The 22,481-nt window shown below is 33.4% G+C and carries 21 protein-coding genes and 1 riboswitch; of the genes, 16 read left to right on the top strand and 5 right to left on the bottom strand.

The window, feature by feature from the left end; translation table 11 throughout:
* The first annotated feature begins 9 nt into the window (after window positions 1–9).
* The 3 genes from C7J90_RS10415 (at window position 10) to C7J90_RS10405 (ending at window position 4,583) form a co-directional block, all read left to right on the top strand.
* The gene (locus C7J90_RS10415) at window positions 10–720 is read left to right on the top strand and encodes a transaldolase (RefSeq protein WP_103208352.1); all 711 of its coding nucleotides are present in this window, start codon (window positions 10–12) and stop codon (window positions 718–720) included.
* Window positions 721–1,031: 311 nt separating this feature from the next.
* Window positions 1,032–3,953 (top strand): fibronectin-binding protein FnbA, encoded by a 2,922-nt coding sequence (locus tag C7J90_RS10410; protein ID WP_158701923.1) that lies wholly within the window; start codon window positions 1,032–1,034, stop codon window positions 3,951–3,953.
* 180 nt (window positions 3,954–4,133) lie between these two features.
* Window positions 4,134–4,583 (top strand): hypothetical protein, encoded by a 450-nt coding sequence (locus C7J90_RS10405; protein WP_103208343.1) that lies wholly within the window; start codon window positions 4,134–4,136, stop codon window positions 4,581–4,583.
* Here the strand turns inward: C7J90_RS10405 and C7J90_RS10400 are convergent.
* A complete protein-coding gene (locus C7J90_RS10400) occupies window positions 4,580–5,020 on the bottom strand; it encodes a competence protein ComK (RefSeq protein ID WP_103208342.1) in 441 nt (146 codons plus the stop codon). The two genes, C7J90_RS10405 and C7J90_RS10400, sit on opposite strands and share 4 nt — an antisense overlap.
* Before the next feature lie 16 nt (window positions 5,021–5,036).
* Window positions 5,037–5,504 carry a sigma-70 RNA polymerase sigma factor region 4 domain-containing protein gene (locus C7J90_RS10395; RefSeq protein WP_106465142.1) on the bottom strand — a complete coding sequence of 156 codons (468 nt, stop codon included), beginning with the start codon at window positions 5,502–5,504 and terminating at the stop codon, window positions 5,037–5,039.
* Between the two features lie 193 nt (window positions 5,505–5,697).
* Between C7J90_RS10395 and C7J90_RS10390 the strand changes: the two genes are divergently transcribed.
* From C7J90_RS10390 to ribH, 7 genes are all read left to right on the top strand, one after another.
* Window positions 5,698–5,922, top strand: coding sequence for a hypothetical protein (locus C7J90_RS10390; protein ID WP_103208339.1), 225 nt, complete (start codon window positions 5,698–5,700; stop codon window positions 5,920–5,922).
* Between the two features lie 151 nt (window positions 5,923–6,073).
* Window positions 6,074–6,937, top strand: a complete 864-nt coding sequence (sagB, locus tag C7J90_RS10385; RefSeq protein WP_103208337.1) for a peptidoglycan release complex glucosaminidase SagB — start codon at window positions 6,074–6,076, stop codon at window positions 6,935–6,937.
* A gap of 443 nt (window positions 6,938–7,380) precedes the next feature.
* Window positions 7,381–8,943, top strand: coding sequence for an FAD/NAD(P)-binding protein (locus C7J90_RS10380; protein WP_103208335.1), 1,563 nt, complete (start codon window positions 7,381–7,383; stop codon window positions 8,941–8,943).
* Between the two features lie 161 nt (window positions 8,944–9,104).
* Window positions 9,105–9,238, top strand: a riboswitch (FMN riboswitch).
* A 151-nt stretch (window positions 9,239–9,389) separates the two neighbouring features.
* The gene (gene ribD / locus C7J90_RS10375) at window positions 9,390–10,433 is read left to right on the top strand and encodes a bifunctional diaminohydroxyphosphoribosylaminopyrimidine deaminase/5-amino-6-(5-phosphoribosylamino)uracil reductase RibD (protein ID WP_103208334.1); all 1,044 of its coding nucleotides are present in this window, start codon (window positions 9,390–9,392) and stop codon (window positions 10,431–10,433) included.
* A 4-nt stretch (window positions 10,434–10,437) separates the two neighbouring features.
* On the top strand, window positions 10,438–11,067 hold the full coding sequence (locus C7J90_RS10370) for a riboflavin synthase (RefSeq protein WP_103208332.1): 630 nt from the start codon (window positions 10,438–10,440) through the stop codon (window positions 11,065–11,067).
* A gap of 13 nt (window positions 11,068–11,080) precedes the next feature.
* The gene (gene ribB / locus C7J90_RS10365; RefSeq protein WP_103208330.1) at window positions 11,081–12,262 is read left to right on the top strand and encodes a 3,4-dihydroxy-2-butanone-4-phosphate synthase; all 1,182 of its coding nucleotides are present in this window, start codon (window positions 11,081–11,083) and stop codon (window positions 12,260–12,262) included.
* Window positions 12,263–12,290: 28 nt separating this feature from the next.
* A complete protein-coding gene (gene ribH, locus C7J90_RS10360; protein WP_103208328.1) occupies window positions 12,291–12,752 on the top strand; it encodes a 6,7-dimethyl-8-ribityllumazine synthase in 462 nt (153 codons plus the stop codon).
* Between the two features lie 105 nt (window positions 12,753–12,857).
* Here the strand turns inward: ribH and C7J90_RS10355 are convergent, their stop codons facing one another.
* Complete coding sequence (locus tag C7J90_RS10355) at window positions 12,858–13,841, bottom strand: proline dehydrogenase family protein (RefSeq protein ID WP_103208327.1); 984 nt, start codon at window positions 13,839–13,841, stop codon at window positions 12,858–12,860.
* A 447-nt stretch (window positions 13,842–14,288) separates the two neighbouring features.
* Between C7J90_RS10355 and C7J90_RS10350 the strand changes: the two genes are divergently transcribed.
* The 4 genes from C7J90_RS10350 to C7J90_RS10335 all read left to right on the top strand — a co-directional run bounded on the left by C7J90_RS10350 (window position 14,289) and on the right by C7J90_RS10335 (window position 17,700).
* Window positions 14,289–14,621, top strand: a complete 333-nt coding sequence (locus tag C7J90_RS10350) for a hypothetical protein (protein WP_103208325.1) — start codon at window positions 14,289–14,291, stop codon at window positions 14,619–14,621.
* 209 nt (window positions 14,622–14,830) lie between these two features.
* Entirely contained in the window at window positions 14,831–15,649 is an 819-nt protein-coding gene (locus C7J90_RS10345; RefSeq protein WP_103208323.1) for an alpha/beta hydrolase, read from the top strand.
* Between the two features lie 578 nt (window positions 15,650–16,227).
* Window positions 16,228–17,178: an L-lactate dehydrogenase gene (locus C7J90_RS10340; RefSeq protein ID WP_103208321.1), complete on the top strand. Its 951-nt coding sequence runs from the start codon at window positions 16,228–16,230 to the stop codon at window positions 17,176–17,178.
* A gap of 111 nt (window positions 17,179–17,289) precedes the next feature.
* Entirely contained in the window at window positions 17,290–17,700 is a 411-nt protein-coding gene (locus C7J90_RS10335) for a transcriptional regulator, SarA/Rot family (RefSeq protein ID WP_103208320.1), read from the top strand.
* Window positions 17,701–17,798: 98 nt separating this feature from the next.
* On the opposite strand, the gene mnmM is transcribed toward C7J90_RS10335, so the two are convergent.
* Window positions 17,799–18,359 (bottom strand): tRNA 5-(aminomethyl)-2-thiouridylate-methyltransferase MnmM, encoded by a 561-nt coding sequence (gene mnmM, locus C7J90_RS10330; protein WP_103208318.1) that lies wholly within the window; start codon window positions 18,357–18,359, stop codon window positions 17,799–17,801.
* Window positions 18,356–19,309 (bottom strand): tRNA modification radical SAM protein MnmL/YtqA, encoded by a 954-nt coding sequence (gene mnmL, locus C7J90_RS10325; protein WP_103208316.1) that lies wholly within the window; start codon window positions 19,307–19,309, stop codon window positions 18,356–18,358. Before mnmL ends, mnmM begins: the two co-directional genes overlap by 4 nt.
* Before the next feature lie 427 nt (window positions 19,310–19,736).
* Here mnmL and leuS point away from each other — a divergent pair, with 427 nt between their 5' ends.
* Together leuS and C7J90_RS10315 are read left to right on the top strand one after the other, a co-directional pair.
* Window positions 19,737–22,151 carry a leucine--tRNA ligase gene (gene leuS, locus C7J90_RS10320; protein WP_174688369.1) on the top strand — a complete coding sequence of 805 codons (2,415 nt, stop codon included), beginning with the start codon at window positions 19,737–19,739 and terminating at the stop codon, window positions 22,149–22,151.
* A 14-nt stretch (window positions 22,152–22,165) separates the two neighbouring features.
* Window positions 22,166–22,477, top strand: coding sequence for a rhodanese-like domain-containing protein (locus tag C7J90_RS10315; protein WP_103208313.1), 312 nt, complete (start codon window positions 22,166–22,168; stop codon window positions 22,475–22,477).
* Window positions 22,478–22,481: the final 4 nt, after the last annotated feature.

Genomic DNA, 22,481 nt, shown 5'->3' with positions numbered 1-22,481 from the left:
CCCAAAAGAATGTCAAATTTAAATGTAAAAGTATTTGCTGATGGTGCAGATATTGAACAAATGAAAAAAGCGTATCAAAATAAAGAAGTCGATGGTTTTACAACTAATCCTAGTCTAATGGCTAAAGCAGGAGTACAAGATTATAAGCAATTTGCAAAGGAAGTTGTTGAAGCGATTCCCGATGCTTCTATATCATTTGAAGTTTTTGGTGATGATATGGAAACAATGGAAAAAGAAGCTGAAATTATTCAGCAATTCGGCGAAAATATTTTTGTTAAAATTCCAATAGTAAATACAAAAGGTGAATCAATGATTCCACTTATTAAATCTTTATCTGCTAAAAAGGTAAAACTTAATGTTACAGCGGTGTATACAATCGAACAAGTAAAAGAAATTACAGAAGCGGTTACAGAAGGCGTTGAAACGTATGTTTCTGTATTTGCAGGTCGTATTGCTGATACAGGCGTAGACCCATTACCTTTAATGAAAGAATCGGTTGAGGTTACACACCGTAAGAAAGGTGTTCAATTACTATGGGCAAGTTGTCGTGAACTGTTCAATGTGATTCAAGCTGATGAAATCGGTGCAGATATTATTACATGTCCAGCAGATGTCGTTAAAAAAGTCGCTAATATCGGAAGAGATATTAATGAACTCTCTGTTGATACTGTGCAAGGTTTTGCAAAAGATATCCAATCTTCAGGTTTAAGTATACTCTAGTAGTAATTGCCTAATGTTTTAGAGTTAATATATATGCTAAGCGAGGTATTTCATTTTATGATGAAGTATCTCGCTTTTATAATTGATTCAACACCACTTTGACTAAAGCATATCATCTAAAAATAATAAGAAAATGAATGTAAATAATTGGGTTTTAGTATTAAATTTATCTGATTTAAGAAATATTTAATAATTAAGTATTTGCAATAAAGCGAACAAAACAATATAATGGTCTGGTGCGCAAAAAAAATAGTAATTTTACAAAAAGATTTACTAAAGAAATAAGAGGATTTTTTATTATATATTTGAGGGTGAGAAAAGTGGATAACAATCAAAAGTTTAGCATCAGTAAGTATAAACTAGGTGCGGCACCATTATTATGTACAGCAGGTGCAATGTTTACTATCGTTATGGGGGAGAATAACGAAGCAAAAGCGTCAGAGCTAGCAACAGAAACGATAGGAATTGAACAAAGAAAAATAATCACAAATGCTAAAGAAATAAATATAAATGGTACGGAAGATCAGAATAATGTAACAAGCGCAAATCAATTAGAGAATGATGCAAGTCAACACATTACAAGCGATAGCATTGAAACGATACCGACTGTTGAAGAAACACAGGATGCAGTAACGCATGATAATCAAGATGAAATAAAAACAGAATCTCAACCTAACGCTACACTGGCATCAACACAGCCTGTTGATGAAGTGTCACCATCGGAAGTAAGTGAAACGACGGGTAATCAATTAGATGAAGTGAAACGTAACTATAGTGGGAAAGACGTTACTGATAAGGTTAATGTAGTTAGTAGTTCGATCAAAGGTCAAAATAATCAAACGGATATCAACCCTCATCAAGCTGAGCGCATCACTTTAGAATATGAATGGAATTTTAATGGAGACATCAAACAAGGTGATTATTTTGACTTCAAGTACAGCGATAATGTTGATACTAAAGGGATTTCTGCACATTTGAAAGTACCAGAAATCAAAGAAAATGACAATACGATTGCCTATGGTGAAGTGTTACCACAAGGATTAATTCGTTATACATTTACTGACTATGTTAATCAAAAAGAGAAATTAACATCGAGGCTATCATTAAACCTTTTCTTTAGACCTGAAAAAGTTTTGAATGCGGGAGAACAAGAAGTGATTGTTCGATTAGGTCAACATGAGACTCGTAATAAATTTAATATAAAGTACTTGAACGGTGTGACAACGAATCAAGGCGTCAAGATTAATGGAAGAATTGATATTTTAGATAAAGAGAAAAATTTACTGACTCACTATGCTTATATTAATCCAGATAAAAAGAATATGCGTACTGTCTCGGTAACTGGGAATATTACTAGCGGAAACGGATCAAATACTCACCAGCCTGATGTTAAGGTTTACAAATATAAAGGTAAAGAGCGATTGCCAGAAAGTGTTTATGCAGATGTAGAAAATAAAGACTTATTTGAAGATGTCACTCAGCAAATACGCTTAAGCATTTATAACAACGGTAGTTATACAGCAGATTTTGAGAACATAGATGGATTAGCTTATGTAATCAAATATGTAAATACCTACAATAAGGATGCAAAGGAGTTACAACATCAAACACAACTGTATGGTTATCATAATAATAATTATTACTATCCTTATCAGTTAACTTGGTACAATGGTGTACAATTATACGCGAATAATGCCAGTGGTAGTAGTAAAAATAAAGAAGTCCAACCCATTTTTGGAAAGAGTGAACCTTATGAGGTAACGTTTGATACAGTTACGCACACATCTTATCAAACAGATAACCCGTATGAGGAAGCCTATGATAGCTATCCAGCTGTTATCATTTCTGAATCAGGTAGAGATTTTGGGGATAGTAGATATGTTTTTACAGAAGAAGTTGAAGATACTACACCTATTTTGATCGAAGCCCAATCAGGCGTAGATACTGGAGATAGTCATTATAGCGTGGTAGAAGAAGTTGAAGATACACTTCATATCGATACGAAAGAGAATTCATATATAGATGTAAATCATTACTCAGATGTTGTTGAATTTGAAGAAGAGTCTAATATTGATGGAGGACGCATTAATCATAATACCGATATCATTGAATTCGAGGAGAATACGACAACAGGCGTGGTCGCTGGTGCAGTGAGTGATCACACAAGTGTTGAGGACACAATGGAATATATGATAGAAGACAATTTGGTTGATTATGAATATCACACTGTTTCACCGAGTGCGACATATTATGCTGAAGGTGTTTTGGAAGAGATAGAAGAGAATCATAATGTAGATATGATTCATATGACAGAGCCTGTTTATGTGCATGGTCATGTCCATGGTGTGATAGAGGAAATGGATGAAAATAGCATGATAGATATGCTAGAGTACAACTTGATGAACGGAGATAGTGGTCAAATACAAGGGACTATTGAAGAAATTGAAGAGAATCATGACGTAGATTATATAGAGTCTACAAAACCGGAAAACATTCAAGGAAGTATAGAAAATGTTGTTTTAGATATAACAGAAAATGATTTGATACAACCTGAAGAGGAAACGAACAACAGTCAAAATTTAGAAGAAGTTGATAGTTTTATAGAAGATGTTGAAGAATATGATATGATTGATCTTGGGTTTGAACTAAATCATAACCGTGGATTTCATTTTAATACAATAGTCAGCATAGATAGTGAGCTATATCAGCCATTAACTCAACAAGACGCTCACGAAGTAATAGATTTTGACGAAGTAATAGATTTTGACGAAAATACCGTCAATACGATTGAAGGGCATAATGAAGCTAATCAAACGATAATAGAAGATAGTACACCTCATGTTATAGCGCAATTAGATGACCCCGAAACGAAAAAGAAATCAGAAGCTATTCAAAAAATAAATGAGCAAGAGAGTATAAAATTAAAATCTGAGCGTAAGCATAATATAGTGAGTCATAATAACCATGATTTTGCACCTAAAATCATAAATCATCATAAAATTAAAGAAGCATCACTAAACAATATTAGCATTAAATCAACGTTAAAAGATTGGCACACTGAATCTCATAACAAAAATATGGCTATTAAAAAGACTCAGGCAAACCAGAAAAAAGAATATAAAGAACTGCCAAATACAGGAAGTGAATCAGTTAAAAGTCCAGCTCTCTTCGGCGGATTAATGATTTTGATAGGTCTAGTGATATTTGGAAGAAGAAAGAAAATGAATGATTAATAAGTATATTTAACGCTTTAATTTCGTTTTAGTAATAGGCGCATTCTCAAATGTTTTAAACACTTGAGAATGCGTTTTGCTTTCTTATGAAAAAATAGAAATACTTATTAAGGAGAGACTTGTTACATTGTGGATATTCACTTATGATAAGGATTGAAAAATATTGCAGAGGAGCGTTATATGAATACAAATATGTTTCAACAAAAAATAGAAAAGCAAACTTGGTTCTTAAATAAAAAAGAGAAAAAGGCATTACATCAATATATAAACTCGCATACGATTGAGGCATTGCAATTAAAATATAAAACACCAGGTGCATTTGTAACAGATTATTTAAAAAGCGTTCTTCTTAATGAAAATAAGCGTAAGTCAAACGCCTTATTAGGAACTTTAATAGGTTTGTTTGTCGTTAATGTGATTTTGCTCGGTTTGTTTTTGACGGGATTATTAATCAGCTTAAGTGTCATCCATTATTTGATTCAGTCAGATATAGAAATGTCATTGGTTAAGTTAATTGGATTAATGGTAGGTTCAATAGTTCTCATTGTGTGTACGCTCATTCTTTTAAAAATTTCGAATCGCTATTTTACCAAACGATTAGTAATGTATAAGTTAAATCGAGCGTCTTAATTTTGTACAAGTATTGATAGTGCATGAGCAGCTTTCCATTTATTTAAACATAGCGTAAATGGAATAGGAACGATGAGGGTATGATTCATTTTGAAGTGAAATTTCGTTTTATCTTTTAAAGAAGTAATAGAAATGACGTGATTCATATTGATAAAATATTGAACGGGTGCTCGATTAGACTGCAGGGGACAAAGAATAATCGATTTGGATGCAAAAATAGGTATGAGATGATGTGTTTGCACTAATTCGCTAGCTATACGTTGTTGGGTAAGGAGATCTTTTTGATAAGTGAGTAAAATTTGCTTCAGTAAATCTTTAATAGTTAGGTTAGAGTGCATATGATAATGATAAAACTGTAGCGTATTGCGATGTGTATGAGATTCAGAAGTTTTAATATATAGTAAGTTCTCATATATATTATTAGAGTTTGATTTCATTAGAGCCCTCCGTAAGTTATTTTTGGATTATTTGTCTCAAAAAATATAAAGTTTCTTTTTTGTATTTTTTGATTGTAGTGGCAGATTTATTCATTTGATTTTGAATTTCATATTGACGATAACCTGCTAAATACAAATTAAGCCATAATCGGTGTGATGAGGGGAGACGTGTTAATAACTGATGCAATAATAAATCATCATCGGTTAATGCGGTGTATGATGCATGATTTTCAATGGTAATTAAATCAACATGTAGTGGTTGTTTCGAAGCGTTTCGGAGTAAATCAATTAAATGGTATTTAAGACGATATTTGAAATATGCATCTTTATTCTGAGATTTAATTGAATGATAAGTTTTTGTAAGCGTCCATAAGCGTATGAGTAATTGTTGATAATAATCATCATAATTATACCTGATATGATATTGGTTTAAAAGATAATGTATATACTTGTTGTATTTTTGATAAACTTTGTTAAATGACAAATAGATTACCTCGTTTTTTGTTTTTGGACCGGTCATTATTTTTATAGCACAACGAAAAGATTGAGGCATTGTGCAATTTATGATACTTTTAGTTTATTACGATTGTTTGAAGCATATTTATTTAAAATAAACCATTAATTTGAAGTGAATGAATTGAAAAAGTAAAAAGATATAAATCGTTAAGGAGGCTATAATGGATTACGAACACTTGAATATTGAACACTTTTTTGCACGTAATGATGATTTGGAAATCATACGCGATAATGCTGAATTTGTAATGATTAATAATACGACTAAAGAAATGATGTATCGAGATGGTGACATCGAAGGTAAAATTGATTTGGCAAAATACTATTATAAAAATCGTTCTCAAGCCATTAGCTTTATAATGATGGATTATTGTCGCGATGAAAAGTAATGAATGAGTTTACATATTCATTACTTTTTTTTTATGAATGTGTAACAATATAGTGTTCGAATTGTTAATGCTTGTTGAAGGTGGTAAAATTTGTATTCAAGAGTATCAATAATAGTAAGATTTTAACTAACATTATTTAAGAGGTGTGTTTATGAGAAAGCACAAAAAAGGTTCCATTATTGCCGTTATTCTTTCACTCATTTTTGCGGCAGTTGTTGGCTTTTTGTTTTTTAATATGATAAAAGATCAAATTATTTTTGAGTCCGTCGAACAAGTTGAAACAGTTGAAAAGTTAGATGTTACACTTGATGAAGCATCTCGAAAGCAAATTGATAATTATACAAGTCAGCAAGTTTCTAATAAGGATAACACAAATTGGCGTGATGCTTCAGATAGCGAAATTAAAGAGGCTATGGATAGCTCGAAGTTTATGGATAATCAAGGACAAAAATATCAATTTTTAGATTTATCAAAGTATCAAGGAATTGATAAGAATCGTATTAAACGTATGTTATATGACCATCCTACTTTGCTATCTCACACAGATGATTTTGTGAATGCAGCAAAAGATAAACAAGTCAATGAAGTTTATCTCATTTCACATGCATTACTTGAAACAGGATCAGTAATGTCAGAGTTATCAAACGGTGTAGAAATTGATGGGAAAAAATATTACAATTTTTACGGTGTAGGTGCACTTGATAGAGATCCGATTCAAACTGGAGCAGAGTATGCCAAGAAAAAAGGCTGGGATACTCCAGAAAAAGCCATAGAGGGCGGAGCAGAATTTATTCATGACCATTATTTATCAAACCCTAACCAGAACACGTTGTATAGTATGAGATGGAACCCTAAAAACCCAGGAGAACATCAGTATGCAACTGATATTAATTGGGCAAAGAGTAACGCTTCAATCATTGCTAGTTTTTATAAAGATATGAAAACTGAAGGTAAATATTTTAATTGGTATGTTTATAAAGGAGATCAAAAGCATATCGATGGCGATAATTACTAAGTCAAAACCCACTGCAAATGAATAATGAGCAGTGGGTTTTTTAACTAAAATCGTATATCATTTTAAAGTGAAAATGTATTATTGCGCTTTATTATGACGCCCTAATGTGAAAAATAAAATAACAGTTGCAATCATAACTTTAAATAAAAATTTCATTTGTACAGTCTCCTTATTAATATCCATAAACTACGCTGGAAGAATTTTAAGTGTGTGAACTGCTTTTCAAATAGCATACTGCATTGACAGTAGAATATCAAACTGATGTGAATTTATAGTTTTTAGATGAACGAGTTAGTTTAGATGTAAGTCTATAAAGCTAATGCTTTTTTGAAATTAAAAGATGCTCCCAATCATATTTTAGCTACTATAACGGTATTAATCCATTAAAGCTGTCAAAATAGGGTAAGGGTATTAATAAATATTTGTGAATAAGGATGATGACTATGAAAGTTGCGATTATTGGAACAGGAACAGCAGGAGTGAGTGTTTTAAGACAACTCGTCAAATATAAAAAATTTAAAAAGCTAACAGTTGATTTATATGATACAGCTGAAAATATGGGGCAAGGCCAACCTTTCCAAAATGATAGCGAGGATTTACTTATTAATGTACCCGTTGATATGTTGTCACTTAATAAAGATAACCTGTTAGAGTTTCGTGAATGGTATAACGCACAAGATGATTTTAACTATGGTAATGCTGAGTACCTCCCAAGATATGTATTTGGTCACTATATGAAAGCGCACCTAGAGAAATATTGTGACGAATTTGATAATATCAATCCAATATATGAAGCGGTGACTCACATGTACATAGAAGAACAAGCTAATGCCATCATTCCTAAAAGGATTGTCGTATGTACTGGTGACGATATTGAGTCGTGTCGTAAATATGACTATGTATTCTTTACAATTGGGACGCTATCATATCAAGATCCATATCAATTAAAAGGCACAGAGAAATACATTCATTCACCTTATCCGACATTTCGAACGCTTGAAGATGTGTCTCAAAATGATCGTATTGCTATTGTGGGTACAGGATTGGCAAGTTTAGATGTTATACGTTATGCAATGACTCATCATCAGAAAAGGCCGATTTTATTAGCGAGTCGTAGTGGCAAATTGCCTAGTGTTCGTGGTGATATGCAAGATATCAAGCTTCGATTTATTACAATGAACAATTTTGATGCATTAAAATCAGATAATATGGGTGTCGTGCCATTAGAGGAGGCGATTCGACTCTTCAAAAAAGAGTGCGATTATTTAGGAATTCCGCTCCAAAAATTATTGAATCGTCGTAAATATGATGCAATTCGTGACTTGAAATATGATTTGAACCATAAGGAAGAAGTAGGCGCACTACAAAGTGTATTGGAAGTCATAAAAGAAAATATGGACTGGATTTGGAATAGTTTGAGTCGCCAAGATCAAATGCGATTTATGCGTAAGTATTATCGTTATTTACGTGAAAATACCAATCCAATGCCGAGAGAAACAGCACATCTTATTATTGAAGCGTTACAAAATGAAACATTAGAAATATATTCAGGCTTAGAACATGTGCGTCATTATTACGGTAAATTTCGACTCAAATTCAAAAATCAACCAAATGAAACAAAAGTAGATGCAGTCATCAATGCAACAGGTCCAAAGAAAAATTTAGATGAATTAGATGAAGATGATGGTCTATTAATCGATATCTCCAATAGACAAATCGTACAGTCACATCCGATGGGCGGTATTCAAATTGTACCTTCTACAAATGAAGTTGTCAGCCCGTTATATGGAACGGTTAATAATTTACGTGCAATTGGACAAATTACAAATGGAGTTAATTTTGAAAGAAATGGTGTTACGATGATTTTGCAGCAAGCCGTACGATCAGTTGACAACCTATATGAAGTATACAAAGCTCAAAAGGCATTGGAAAAACAAGAGAAGAAGGAAAAAAAGAAGAATAAGAAGAAAAAAGGTAATAAAAGTAAGAAAAAGAACAAAAAATAATGATTATAAAAGGTTTAGTGTTTATAATTTGTCAAAATTCGACAATTCATATAAGATATTAGCATGAGGTTGGGACAAACCTTTTTAGCTGTTAGCTGAAAAATATGGCGTGTCCCATACCCTTAACATAGTATCTTTTAATCTCAATGACAATTTCATTAATATTCTTTCGGGGCAGGGTGAAATTCCCAACCGGCAGTAAATCATAAGCCTGCGACCCATATTTGATACAAATATGGCTGATCTAGTGAGAATCTAGAGCCGACAGTTAGAGTCTGGATGGGAGGAAGAATATCATCGACGCATTTCTTAATACTATTATGGAAATGTTTATTTGTTGATGCTTAATCGTATTATAATGCAAATTATTTAATTGGCATTTAATCATACAATCCCACCACTCGAATTCGACAATCGAGTGGTTTTTTATTGAGGTGAAAAGAGAATTGAACTATTTAAATTATGCAATTCAACTTGCAGAAATGGTTGAAGGCCAAACGGGAACCAATCCTCCAGTAGGTGCGGTCATTGTGAAAAATGGTCGAATTATTGGAATAGGTGCACATTTAAAAAAAGGACAAAAGCACGCAGAAATACAAGCAATTGATATGGCGGGTGCAGAACATGTGGCAGGTTCAACGATGTATGTCTCATTAGAGCCTTGTTCACATTACGGTGAAACGCCTCCCTGTGCTGAGCGCATTATTGAATTAGGGATTTCTAAGGTTATTTATGCTGCACGTGATGTGACTTTACCTTCAACGGGCCATGCAATGATGGAACGCGCTGGTATTGAAGTAGAATATCGAAAAAATGTGCAAATGGAAAGAAGCTATCAATCCTTTTTTAGCAGTAAGATGAATGCTTTGCCGATAGTAACAGTGAAAGTAAGTGCAAGTCTAGATGGCAAACAAGCAACTGATAGCTCAGAAAGTCAGTGGATCACATCAAAAGCTGTGAAATCTGATGTCTTTAAATTAAGACATACGCATGATGCGATAATAACTGGAAATGAGACATTGAGTAAAGATAACCCGAGCTTAACTGTTCGTAAAGAGGAAGGTCACCATCCTACTCGAGTGATCTTGTCTAAATCCGGACAATTGCAATGGGAATCAAAGATGTTCCATGATCTCAAAGCACCTATTTACATTTATACTGAAAATACACAATTAACAACAGACTTAGAAAATGTATGCATTGTTAAACTGAAAGACTGTCGTATTGACTATATTTTAAAAGATTTATATGAAAGAGGGTTTGGTCGCGTACTTGTCGAAGCGGGTCCAAACATAACATCTCAGTTTTTAGCATCACCTTTTGTTACTCACTTCATCCTATATTTAGCCCCGAAAATCATAGGTGGTCAAGGTTTATACCAATTTTATCAAACAGCATGGGTTCAAGAACTTGACCAAATCCCACAATTTGAAATTGTACATTCTGAAATGTTAGATACTGACCTGAAACTACATTTGAAAAGGAAGTGACCATGTGTTTACAGGTATCATTGAGGAATTAGGCACAATTCAATCTATTCAAAAGCACCATCCCACAACTCAACTCACAATAAAAGCATCCAAAATTTTAGACGATATGAAAATAGGCGACTCAATCAGTGTCAACGGTACATGTTTAACAGTAATTGAATTTGATGATACGTCGTTTAAAGTGGATGTGATTTTAGGAACAGAAAATAAAACCTATTTAAATCAGCTTAAATCAGGAGATCAAGTAAACTTAGAGCGAGCATTATTAGCAACCGGCCGTTTAGGTGGACATTTTGTGCAAGGTCATGTTGACGATATAGGAAAAATCCTTCATGTTAAACAATCCCAAAATGAATGGATATACACTATTGAAGCGCCTTCTTCAATACTGAATCAAATGATTGCTCAAGGCTCAATTGCAGTTGATGGTATAAGTCTAACCGTTTTTTCTAAAAATACGACTTCATTTGAAATACATTTAATACCTGAAACAAGACGAGCGACTACTTTATCTCATAAGACGCAAGGTGATGTCGTTCATTTAGAAGCTGATATGCTATTTAAATATGTCACAGCATCCATACAAAATAAAAAAGAGTTATCAATGAATGACTTATTGAAAGCTGGATTTTAACGGAGGGATTATCATGCAATTTGATTCAATTGATGAAGCGCTAAAGGCATTGAAAAATGGTGAAATGATCATTGTACTTGATGATGAAAATCGAGAAAATGAAGGTGATCTTGTCGCTATTACAGAATGGATGAATGATGATACGATTAATTTTATGACTAAATATGGACGTGGATTAATATGTACTCCGATTTCACAAGATATTGCAAATCAAGCAGGCATCTCAGTAATGGTACAAAATAATACAGATCCACATGGCACAGCATTTACAGTTAGCATTGATCATGTTGAGAGTACAACAGGTATCAGCGCATTTGAAAGAACGCAAACTGTACGTGCACTTATTGAACCGCATTTAAATGCACATACTTTTAATCAACCAGGTCATATTTTTCCACTTATTGGCAAAGAAAAGGGCGTTTTAGAGAGAAGAGGTCATACAGAGGCGACATTGGATTTGGCTAAGTTAACAGGCGCACAACCTGCAGGTGTTATTTGTGAAATTATGAATGATGATGGCACAATGGCGAAAGGCGAGTCATTACAAGCATTTAAGGAAGAGCATCATTTAAAAATGATTACAATTGAAGCACTTGTAAAATATATAAAAGCACATACTTTTTTAATTACACAAGATGCTAAAATTAAACTTCCAACACGATTTGGTGAATTTGATATGTACGGGTTTACTTCAAAGGTGGATGGATCTGAGAACCTTGCAATTGTAAAAGGACAGTTAAGTGAAGAAATGAATGTACGCATCCATTCTGCGTGTGCAACAGGTGATATTTTTCATAGTCAACGTTGTGATTGCGGAGAACAATTAGAAGTAGCGATGTCATATATTCAAGAAAATGACGGTATTATTTTATATTTGCCACAAGAAGGACGCGGTATAGGTTTAATTAATAAACTGAAGGCATATGAATTGATAGAACAGGGTTATAATACGGTTACTGCTAATGAAGCATTAGGATTTGAACCAGATTTGCGCGAGTATGACATCGCTGCTCAGATGTTAAAACATTTAGGTGTGAAAAAAATTAATTTATTAAGTAACAATCCTGAAAAATTTTCGGGACTTCGAGATTATGGCATCGAAATACTTGATAGGATACCTATTATAGTAGACAACAACACTCATAATCATGACTATATGAATGTTAAAAAAACACAAATGGGGCATATGCTCTAATTGAAATAAATTCAGGAGGATATAAAATATGAAATTTGAAGGTCAATTAGTAGGAAAAGGATTAAAAATTGGAATCGTTGTAAGTCGATTTAACGATCTCATTACGAGTCGTTTAGTAGATGGGGCATTAGATGCCTTACAAAGACATCAAGTTGATGAAAATGATATCGATGTAGCATATGTGCCCGGAGCATTTGAATTACCAATTGTGGCTAAAAAAATGGCTTTGACAAAAAAGTATGATGCAATTGTAACATTAGGATGTGTGATTAGAGGTGCAACGACACATTATGATTATGTCTGTAATGAAGCGGCGAAAGGAATTGCTAAGGCTAGTGATGATACAGGCGTACCTGTTATATTCGGTGTATTAACAACTGAAAATATCGAACAAGCAATAGAAAGAGCAGGCACAAAAGCAGGAAATAAAGGGGCGGAAGCTGCTGTTGGTGCCATTGAGATGGCTAATTTATTAAATTCATTTAAATAAACTTTAAATTGTGTAGGCGATGAAATAATGAAATGAGTATATTATTTCATCGCCTTGAATTTGAGTTAGTGATATATCATAAAAAATAAAGTATGTTATTTTATTTTATTTTTTGCGATATAATAGAGAAAATAATAACGTAGACAGGCCGACACAACCTAATATTGCAATTGTTTTAGGTTTAACAAATTCTTTTAATGCTAATGTCAGGTTTTGAGGGCGTTCAGCAAGTCGACGCATAAAATAACCAAACCAATCATCACCAAATGGGACGTAAATCGTAAATTGATAGCCTTCATTCGCAATAGATTCAGCTAAGTCGCTACGGAATCCATATAACATTTGAAATTCAACTTTTGACTTATCAATATGATGATCATCGATAAACTGTTTGACGTGATTGATAATACGGTGGTCATGTGTTGCAATCGATGTCATATTTTTTGCGGTTAATAAGCGTTTTTCAATAAGACGAATATAATTTTGATCTATTTCACCTTTATCTTGATAGGCGATGTAAGGAGATTCTTTATATGCGCCTTTAACTAAACGCAAACGCAAATCTGGATACTTATCAATGAGAACATCTGCTTTAAATAAATAAGCTTGAATAACAGTACCAACATTTGAAAATTCAGATTTTAACCGATCTAAAGTTTGGGTAATATCAAATAAGCTATCGTATTTTTCTGTGTCGATATTAATATGCATATGATGATAGGACTTAGCTTTGGCTACAATATCATAAATATTTTCGTATGCTAATACTTTATCAAATTCAGCGCCAAGTTGACTTAATTTGACTGACATATGTGCATCCAATTGGTGATCGTTAATCGCTTTCATAACATCTAAAATTGCTTCTTTAGCAGCAATGGCATCTTGTCTATTATTGACAAATTCACCAAGATTATCAACGGTTACTGAAATGTTTTTGCGATTTAAAGCTTTGATTGTTTCGACAACTTCATCGATAGTACTTCCAGCAACGACTTTATTTGCTCCTAATGAAGGACCTACTTTTTTAGCAGTATTATTTAAAAATGCATTATTTGATAATGCAATAAAAAAGTTTTTAACTAGACTCATGAAAATTCCTCCCATACCAACTTAACTATATACCAATAGTTTAGCATGAAAGGAACAATGAAGAAAACGTTTTCAAGTTAAAACTATAATCTGTGTGATTCAATCTTTTTAGCCAATTGATAACCATTCATTATAATAATTAACTTTTAAAGAAAAATGGGTTCAAAAACAACTGAGGAATAGAAATGTATAAATAACAATAAACATGAGCAAAACAAGCTTTTAACGATTATTTTCATCTCAATTTCCTTTCCTATGTATTTACTTAAAACGTACCACAGCAGGTTTAAACCATTTTAAACCTTGTGTAAATACATCGTAAAAGTTGATGGAAAAAAGAATGTTAATTGAGTGTAAATTCAAATGGATAATCTTAACGATAACTTTAAATTTACGAAGCCTATTTCATGTTAACATGAAATTATTAATGCATAAGGGAGTAATGTTATGTTTAGAGATATGGCTTTTTATATTTTTGGGACGCAACTCGATACGTTTATTCAATATTTTGTATTTGAGTTAATTTTGATGGTCTTAATTGGAACAATTGTTGGCATTCTAACAAAAAAATTATGGATTGTTTTAGTTGTAGTTATAGGCTTAAATGTAATTGATATTGCGATTCTAGCCAATTTTAATGCGAGTCAAGGGAATGGTACTTTAATAGGTCAATTTTTCTTAATGTTACTTGCTAAATTATTTCCTACTTTTTATGAAGTACTATTAACTGTGTTACTCTTAAATGTACCATTAGTGAGAAAAACGTTTAAATTAAGTTAATGATTTGTCACAATGACTTTGAGGTTATTACAAATCTAAATTGATATGAGATTGAGATGTGAAGTGATTCTATCAGGGGATGGCTTTGGATCCAATCTCTTTTTTGATACCACTAGCCATATTAATTATCCAATTTGATATCGCTAGTCATAGATTACAATTAAACGTTATAATAGAACATATTATGTTGTAAGGAAGGAAAATACAATATGTGGAAATGGGAAACAGAAGTTGAGGCAAAAGGTGTCGTTGTCATTGTCCATAATATGTTAGAACATACTGGGCGATATGCGTATGTCATAACGCAACTAAGACGAAATGGTTTTCACGTCATTATGGGTGATTTACCAGGGCAAGGGCAAACGTCTCGAATGAACAAAGGTCAAATCGACTCATTTGATATATATCATGAACGTGTTTTAGAGTGGTTAGCTATAGCTGAAGAGTATCACTTACCAACTTTTATGATTGGTGTAGGTTTAGGTGGCTTAATTACGATTAATTTATTAGAAAAAGTAGACTTAAACCTTGAGGGAATTGTGCTGTTGTCACCATTACTAGCATTTCAAAACAATAGGCAAACTCGACAAAAAACACTTTTTTCAAATGTAGGTGATATATCAAAAAGTGCTAAATTTGAATTAGGTATCACTTATGAACATTTAACGCGTCATCCTGAAGTGCTTGAAGATACATATAGTGATGCTTTAATGCTAAAAAAGGTGAGCTATCATTGGTATAAAGAGGTAGTTCAAACAATGAAGGAGACAAATGATTATTTAAATCAATTAAAGAATGTTCCGACTTGTATAATGTTTGGTGATCAAGACAAAATAAGTGATACAAATGCGACGATGGAATTGATAAAATATAAAATGTTTGACGAGTTATATTTTAAAGTTTGGAAAGGTTTGAATCATGAAATTCATAATGAACCAGAAAGAGATGCAGTAATGCAATATATCCTTACTTTCTTGAATAATCGAGTCTATACTTCAGGGTTTATATACGAGCAGGAAACTTTTTAATTATAATCATTTTGGATGTCAGGAAGAGAACTTTTTACTCAATTCACTTCTTGACATTTTTAATAATAGGATGCCAATCATTTTAAATAAGTTTTGAAAAAAGAAGGTTCTATAGTAAACCGGACTGCTGTATAAATAATTTTATTTATTTGATTGTTCCATAAAGCCTCGCTTTTCTAGGCGCTTCACCTCAACTCATTTTAAGATTGAACTTACCCAATCTTAAAATGGATTTTCGGTTACGGCAAGATGCCTCAGAAGTCTCGGCTTAGGAAACAATCAAATGTGCTATATTTATTCACACCCCTAAGTTATAAAATATGTTTTACCAACTCAATTTTACTGATTTATGTTGTATTAAAAGAGGCATTAATGTTCAAGACTTTATGATCACGCAACGAAAAAGGAGTTAAGCAATCTATTATTGCATAACGCCTTAATTTAATGCGACCAGTCCAATTTAACTGAGAGCCAAAAAAATCATACTTGCATTTCTAATAAAAACATGGTAAATTATATATGTGAAAAAAATCACAATTAGTGATTAATACTGAAGGAATAGATTGGAGAGAGTCATGATGTCTAAAAAAGGTAATAAAGTTGTATTAGTAGGTAACGGTGCGGTTGGAGCAAGTTATGCATTTACAATGGTTAGTCAAGGTGTTGCTGACGAACTATTTATTATAGATATCAATGAAGATAAAGTATTAGGTGATGTACTTGATTTAAATCACGGTGCACCATACGCAATGTCGCCTGTAAAAGTAAAAGCCGGGAAATATGAAGACTGTAGTGACGCAGATTTAGTAGTCATTTGTGCAGGCGCGCCACAAAAAGTAGGAGAAACACGATTAGATTTAGTTGAAAAAAATGCCAAGATATATAAAAACATTATTACTTCTATTATGGATAGTGGTTTTGATGGTATATTCTTAATTGCTGCAAATCCAGTGGATATCTTAACATATGTCACATTAAAATATTCTGGACTTCCAAAACATAAAGTAATTGGTTCAGGTACAATTTTAGATACTGCGAGATTCAGACATTTATTAAGTGAAGCATTTGAAGTGGCTCCGGCTAGCGTGCACGCTAACATTATTGGTGAACATGGTGATTCAGAGGTGCCTGTATGGTCTTCGGCTACAATTGCAGGTGTTCCTTTATACGAAGAGCTCAAAAATAATCCAGAAAAGGCTCATTTAATTGATGAAATATATGTGAAAACACGTGATGCTGCTTACGAAATTATTCAAGCCAAAGGAGCGACTTATTATGGTGTTGCAATGGGCTTAATGCATATTTCTAAAGCTATTCTAAAAAATCAAAATGTTGTTTTAACAGTTTCTAGTTACTTAGAAGGTGAATATGGACATACTGGCGTCTATACAGGTGTTCCAACATTAATTAATGGCGAAGGGGCAACACGTATTATTGAGACACCTCTTAATGAAGATGAAAAAGAAAAATTTGAGAAATCAGTTAATGTTTTAAAGCAAATGCAAGATTCTATTGATTATTTATTCTAAATGAATAATGAATATTAAGTTTTTAACGATATGACATTGATGATAAGTGATTAAGTCTTTTAACGTTAGGGTAAAAAGGTTATAAGGACTCTTATGAAAGGAGACTTAATCATGATTAGAGAAAAAGATTTTGAAGTGAGCCAGTTATTGCACTTAGAGGATTTGCAAAAAGAGGTTGAAGATGTCTTTGATTCAATTGAGCAAAAATATAAATTATCTAAAGAAGAGTTCCTAATTTTACTCATGCTTTGGGACAAAGGGTCGATGTCATTAAAAGAAATGGATCAATACGTTCATATTAAATCGTACAAAAGAACACGTGTTTATAATAACTTAGTTGAAAAACAATGGATTACAAAGAAAAGACCACAAAATGATGAGCGAACAGTACTGATTTATTTTAATGAAAATAAATTAAATGAAAAGCAAGAGTTAATACAATTTGTATGCGCTAAAATAAAGGATAGACAAAACAGATTAAAATCTCTTTTTAATTCGCTTATTGACGAATGTAATGAATAAAAATAAAGAATCACTTTCCCATTGAATGCCAAGCCTATTTGTATTTTAGGCGGCGTTAAACTTTGAGTAAGTGGTTCTTTATTATGATTGTGTGTCGATTATCTTTTTTCTATGGCGACAATATAGGGAGGATTATTTTGTTGATTTATAAATTCATATTTTAAAACGTGTGCCATGTTTTGATCGAAGTGGCTCAAAAATTGATGAACTGCATTACTTTCGATTTGACCTTCAGGATGACCAGGATATACCACAACCACAATAATACCTTCAGATGATAGTTGTTTGAATATATTTTCAATGGCACATATAGTTGTATCAGGATGAGTGACAATCGATTTATCACCTTTAGGCAAATAACCTAAATTAAAAATGGCTGCATCGAGTGATTGACGATGTTGAGTAGGGATATAATCTATAATATGCTCATGACCTGTGTGTATGACTTTTACATTTTTAAAAGATCGAACGCGTTCAGAAGTCTTTTCTACTGCTGCTGCTTGAATATCACAAGCATAGACATAACCATCAGGAACCAATTGCGCTAAAAACTGTGTATCCCATCCATTGCCACATGTGGCATCTATTACAACACTAGATGCATTGACATGTGTTTCTATAAGTTGCTTAGCGAAAGGTAAAATACGTTGAATAATCATAGGTGGACCGCATCCTTATACTGAGTCCCTTGTACTGTACCTCTTCTTTTTAATTCTGCATCAATTTCATTTAAAATTTCCCATTTATTAACACTCCACATTGGCCCCACCATTAAGTCAATTGGGCCATCACCTGTAATTCTGTGAACAATCATTTCAGGGGGAATGATTTCGAGTTGATCGCAGACTAAGTGAATGTACTCTTCCTTGGACATGAACTCAAGTAGACCTTTTTCATATTGTTTAATCATAGGCGTCCCTTTTAATAAGTGCAGGAGATGAATTTTGATACCTTGAACATCCATTTGAGCTACTGTTTGAGCAGTTTCCATCATCATGTCATAATCTTCTCCAGGAAGTCCATTAATAATATGTGAACAAACATTAATATGATGTTTACGTAACTTGGCGACGCCTTGATTATAACACTCCATATCATGTGCGCGATTGATTAAATTTGATGTTCGGTCATGAACGGTTTGAAGGCCTAATTCGACCCATAAGTATGTTCTTTGATTTAATTCTGCAAGATATTCTACAACATCATCAGGCAAACAGTCTGGACGAGTACCTATCGAAAGTCCGACAACATTTTCTTGTTTAAGTGCAGATTCAAATTTTTCACGTAAGACCTCAACTGGTGCATGTGTATTTGTAAATGCTTGAAAGTATGCGATATACTTACCTTCATGCCATTTTTCATGCATACGATTTTTAATTTCTTCAAATTGAACTTCTATTGGGTCAGCACGATTGCCTGCAAAATCACCACTACCAGCTGCTGAACAAAATGTACAACCGCCATGTGCGACAGTACCATCCCTATTTGGACAATCAAATCCGCCATCGAGAGCTACTTTAAATATTTTCTCTCCAAATTTATTTTTTAAATGATAGTTAAGTGTGTGGTATCGCTTATCTTCAAATGCATAGGGGAAAACTGTACCCATATTTTCAACGTCCTTTCAAAAACAATGTATTTCCAAATTTTAACATATTTTTTAATTCAAATTCTATGTACAACTTAATTTTGAAAATGTGACGCAAAATCAGGTATATTTACGATAGACACTTAACATTTGAATATTAAAGCTTGCATCAAAGGTATAAATTTCTTAATATAGAATAGAATCAATATTTAAGTCATATTTTACGTTGAATTTAAATGGAGTAGTAGCTCATAATGTTTTCTGAAGAGAGTTAGTGGTGGTGCGAACTAATGAATTACTTTGAGTGAACTTACCAATATTAATATCATAAAAGCATCTCTAACTATTTAATTAAGTGCACGTTTGTGAAAAAGGGTGGTACCGCGGCTAATGTCGTCCCTTCAATAATGATAGTTTGGGGTGCTTTTTTAATTGAGGAGGATTTGTGATTGTGAATTATAATCATCAACAAATTGAAAAAAAATGGCAACAATACTGGTTAGACAACAAAACTTTTAAAGCTGAAGATCACTTTGGCCAAAAGAAATTTTATGCTTTAGATATGTTTCCTTATCCATCTGGTGCTGGACTTCATGTTGGTCATCCGGAAGGGTATACAGCGACAGACATTTTATCCCGTTATAAAAGAATGCAAGGCTATAATGTATTACATCCTATGGGCTGGGATGCTTTTGGATTACCTGCTGAACAATATGCGCTTGATACGGGTAATGATCCAGCAGAATTTACAAAACGTAATATCCAAACGTTCAAACGTCAAATTCAAGAGCTCGGTTTTAGCTATGATTGGGATCGTGAAGTAAGTACGACTGATCCAAGCTATTATAAATGGACACAGTGGATTTTTATTCAATTATATAAAAAGGGCTTGGCGTATATTGATGAAATTCCAGTCAATTGGTGTGAAGCTTTAGGAACAGTTTTATCAAATGAAGAAGTCGTTGACGGTGTCTCAGAGCGCGGAGGACACCCTGTAGTACGACGCCCTATGAAACAATGGGTACTAAAAATAACGGAGTATGCAGACCGTTTACTAGAAGATTTAGAAGAGCTTGATTGGCCAGAGTCTATTAAAGATATGCAGCGTAATTGGATTGGACGTTCAGAAGGAGCAAAAGTCGTATATAACGTTGCTAATACGCATGAACCTATCGAAGTCTTTACGACAAGACCTGACACGATTTATGGTGCAACATTTTTAGTGTTAAGCCCAGAGCATCAGCTTGTGAATCAAATTACATCGACTGAACAATATGAAGTAGTTAAAGCATATCAAGGCGAAGCGGCTAAAAAATCAGATTTAGAGCGAACGGATTTAGCTAAAGAGAAATCAGGTGTATTCACTGGTGCTTATGCAATTCATCCACTTTCTGGTGAAAAGATGCCAATTTGGATTGCCGATTATGTACTTGCCTCATATGGAACAGGAGCTGTTATGGCAGTACCAGGTCATGATGAACGTGATTTTGAATTTGCAAAAACGTTTGAATTGCCTATTAAAACGGTTATTGATCATGATGAGGATACTGGTTACTTTACTGGAGATGGTCCACACATTCATTCAAATGAATTGAACGGTTTATCTAATCAAGAGGCTATTGCTAAGGCGATCGAAGTATTAGAAGAGAAACAAATTGGAGAGAAGAAGGTCAATTATAAACTAAGAGACTGGTTATTTAGTCGCCAACGTTATTGGGGTGAACCGATTCCAATTATACATTGGGAAGATGGCAGTATGACTACAGTGCCGGAAAGTGAACTACCAGTACTATTGCCGAAAACAGATCACATCAAGCCTTCAGGTTCAGGAGAGTCGCCATTAGCTAATATTGATGAGTTTATTAATGTTGTTGATCCTGAAACAGGAATGAAAGGCAGACGCGAGACCAATACAATGCCGCAATGGGCCGGAAGTTGTTGGTACTATTTACGTTACATCGATCCTAAAAACGACCAAATGTTAGCAGATCCCGAAAAGTTAAAGCACTGGTTACCTGTGGATTTATATATTGGTGGTGTAGAGCATGCAGTTTTACACTTACTATATGCAAGATTTTGGCATAAAGTCCTTTATGATATAGGTGTAGTACCGACAAAAGAACCTTTCCAAAAATTATTCAACCAAGGGATGATTTTAGGTGAAGGTAATGAAAAAATGAGTAAATCAAAAGGGAATGTTGTTAATCCAGATGATATTATACGCTCTCATGGTGCAGATACATTGAGATTATACGAAATGTTTATGGGACCTTTAGATGCTGCAATTGCATGGAGCGAAAAAGGATTAGATGGATCGAGACGCTTTTTAGATCGTATCTGGCGATTACTCGTGACCGAAGAGGGTAATCTTGTTGATAAAGTGACTGAAGAGGAAACGCCAATACTTCAAAAGGTTTACCATCAAACTGTTAAAAAGGTGACTGATGATTTTGAGAGCCTTAACTTTAATACAGCAATCAGTCAACTTATGGTATTTATAAATGATTGTTATAAGGCAGAGAAGTTGAATAAATCCTATATAGAAGGATTTGTTAAAATGTTATCTCCAATTGCCCCACATATTGGAGAAGAGCTTTGGAGCATTTTAGGGCATGAAGGTACAATCACATATCAACCTTGGCCAAGTTATGATGAGACATTGTTAATAGATGACGTTGTTGAAATTGTGGTGCAACTCAATGGCAAAGTACGTGCTAAATTAGAAATTCCTAAAGATGCTACTAAGGAAGAAATGGAAGAAATGGCACTATCTAATGACAATGTGAAAACAGCGATTGAAGGGAAATCCATTCATAAAGTTATTGCAATCCCTCAAAAATTAGTAAATATTGTTGCTAAATAAAAAGGAGGATGAATATGAAATCAATAACAACAGATGAATTAAAATCTATGATTCTGAGTACGGAACCTGTAAATATCATTGATGTGCGTGAAGATGAAGAAGTTGCAATGGGTATGATTCCTGATGCTAAGCATATTCCGATGAATGATATCCCAAATCATTTGAAAGATTTTAGTTCTAATCAAACGTATTACATTGTTTGTGCAGGCGGCGTTAGAAGTGCCAACGTTGTAAATTTCCTTAATCATCATGATATTGATGCAGTAAATGTAGAAGGCGGTATGAAAGCGTTTGGTGATGAGGGATTAGAGTACAAAGGTGTTTAAACCT

The organism is Staphylococcus felis, from assembly GCF_003012915.1.
Taxonomy (GTDB): domain Bacteria; phylum Bacillota; class Bacilli; order Staphylococcales; family Staphylococcaceae; genus Staphylococcus; species Staphylococcus felis.
Note: the sequence above shows the minus strand (reverse complement) of the source record. Positions and strands in the feature narration are given on the sequence as shown.

Excerpts from the sequence above, each read along its gene's own strand:
- C7J90_RS10415 (WP_103208352.1), top strand. The coding sequence starts at position 10 with ATGTCAAATTTAAATGTAAAAGTATTTGCTGATGGTGCAGATATTGAA.
- C7J90_RS10405 (WP_103208343.1), top strand. The coding sequence starts at position 4,134 with ATGAATACAAATATGTTTCAACAAAAAATAGAAAAGCAAACTTGGTTC.
- C7J90_RS10400 (WP_103208342.1), bottom strand. The coding sequence starts at position 5,020 with ATGAAATCAAACTCTAATAATATATATGAGAACTTACTATATATTAAA.
- C7J90_RS10390 (WP_103208339.1), top strand. The coding sequence starts at position 5,698 with ATGGATTACGAACACTTGAATATTGAACACTTTTTTGCACGTAATGAT.
- sagB (WP_103208337.1), top strand. The coding sequence starts at position 6,074 with ATGAGAAAGCACAAAAAAGGTTCCATTATTGCCGTTATTCTTTCACTC.
- C7J90_RS10380 (WP_103208335.1), top strand. The coding sequence starts at position 7,381 with ATGAAAGTTGCGATTATTGGAACAGGAACAGCAGGAGTGAGTGTTTTA.
- ribB (WP_103208330.1), top strand. The coding sequence starts at position 11,081 with ATGCAATTTGATTCAATTGATGAAGCGCTAAAGGCATTGAAAAATGGT.
- ribH (WP_103208328.1), top strand. The coding sequence starts at position 12,291 with ATGAAATTTGAAGGTCAATTAGTAGGAAAAGGATTAAAAATTGGAATC.
- C7J90_RS10355 (WP_103208327.1), bottom strand. The coding sequence starts at position 13,841 with ATGAGTCTAGTTAAAAACTTTTTTATTGCATTATCAAATAATGCATTT.
- C7J90_RS10350 (WP_103208325.1), top strand. The coding sequence starts at position 14,289 with ATGTTTAGAGATATGGCTTTTTATATTTTTGGGACGCAACTCGATACG.
- C7J90_RS10345 (WP_103208323.1), top strand. The coding sequence starts at position 14,831 with ATGTGGAAATGGGAAACAGAAGTTGAGGCAAAAGGTGTCGTTGTCATT.
- C7J90_RS10340 (WP_103208321.1), top strand. The coding sequence starts at position 16,228 with ATGTCTAAAAAAGGTAATAAAGTTGTATTAGTAGGTAACGGTGCGGTT.
- C7J90_RS10335 (WP_103208320.1), top strand. The coding sequence starts at position 17,290 with ATGATTAGAGAAAAAGATTTTGAAGTGAGCCAGTTATTGCACTTAGAG.
- mnmM (WP_103208318.1), bottom strand. The coding sequence starts at position 18,359 with ATGATTATTCAACGTATTTTACCTTTCGCTAAGCAACTTATAGAAACA.
- mnmL (WP_103208316.1), bottom strand. The coding sequence starts at position 19,309 with ATGGGTACAGTTTTCCCCTATGCATTTGAAGATAAGCGATACCACACA.
- C7J90_RS10315 (WP_103208313.1), top strand. The coding sequence starts at position 22,166 with ATGAAATCAATAACAACAGATGAATTAAAATCTATGATTCTGAGTACG.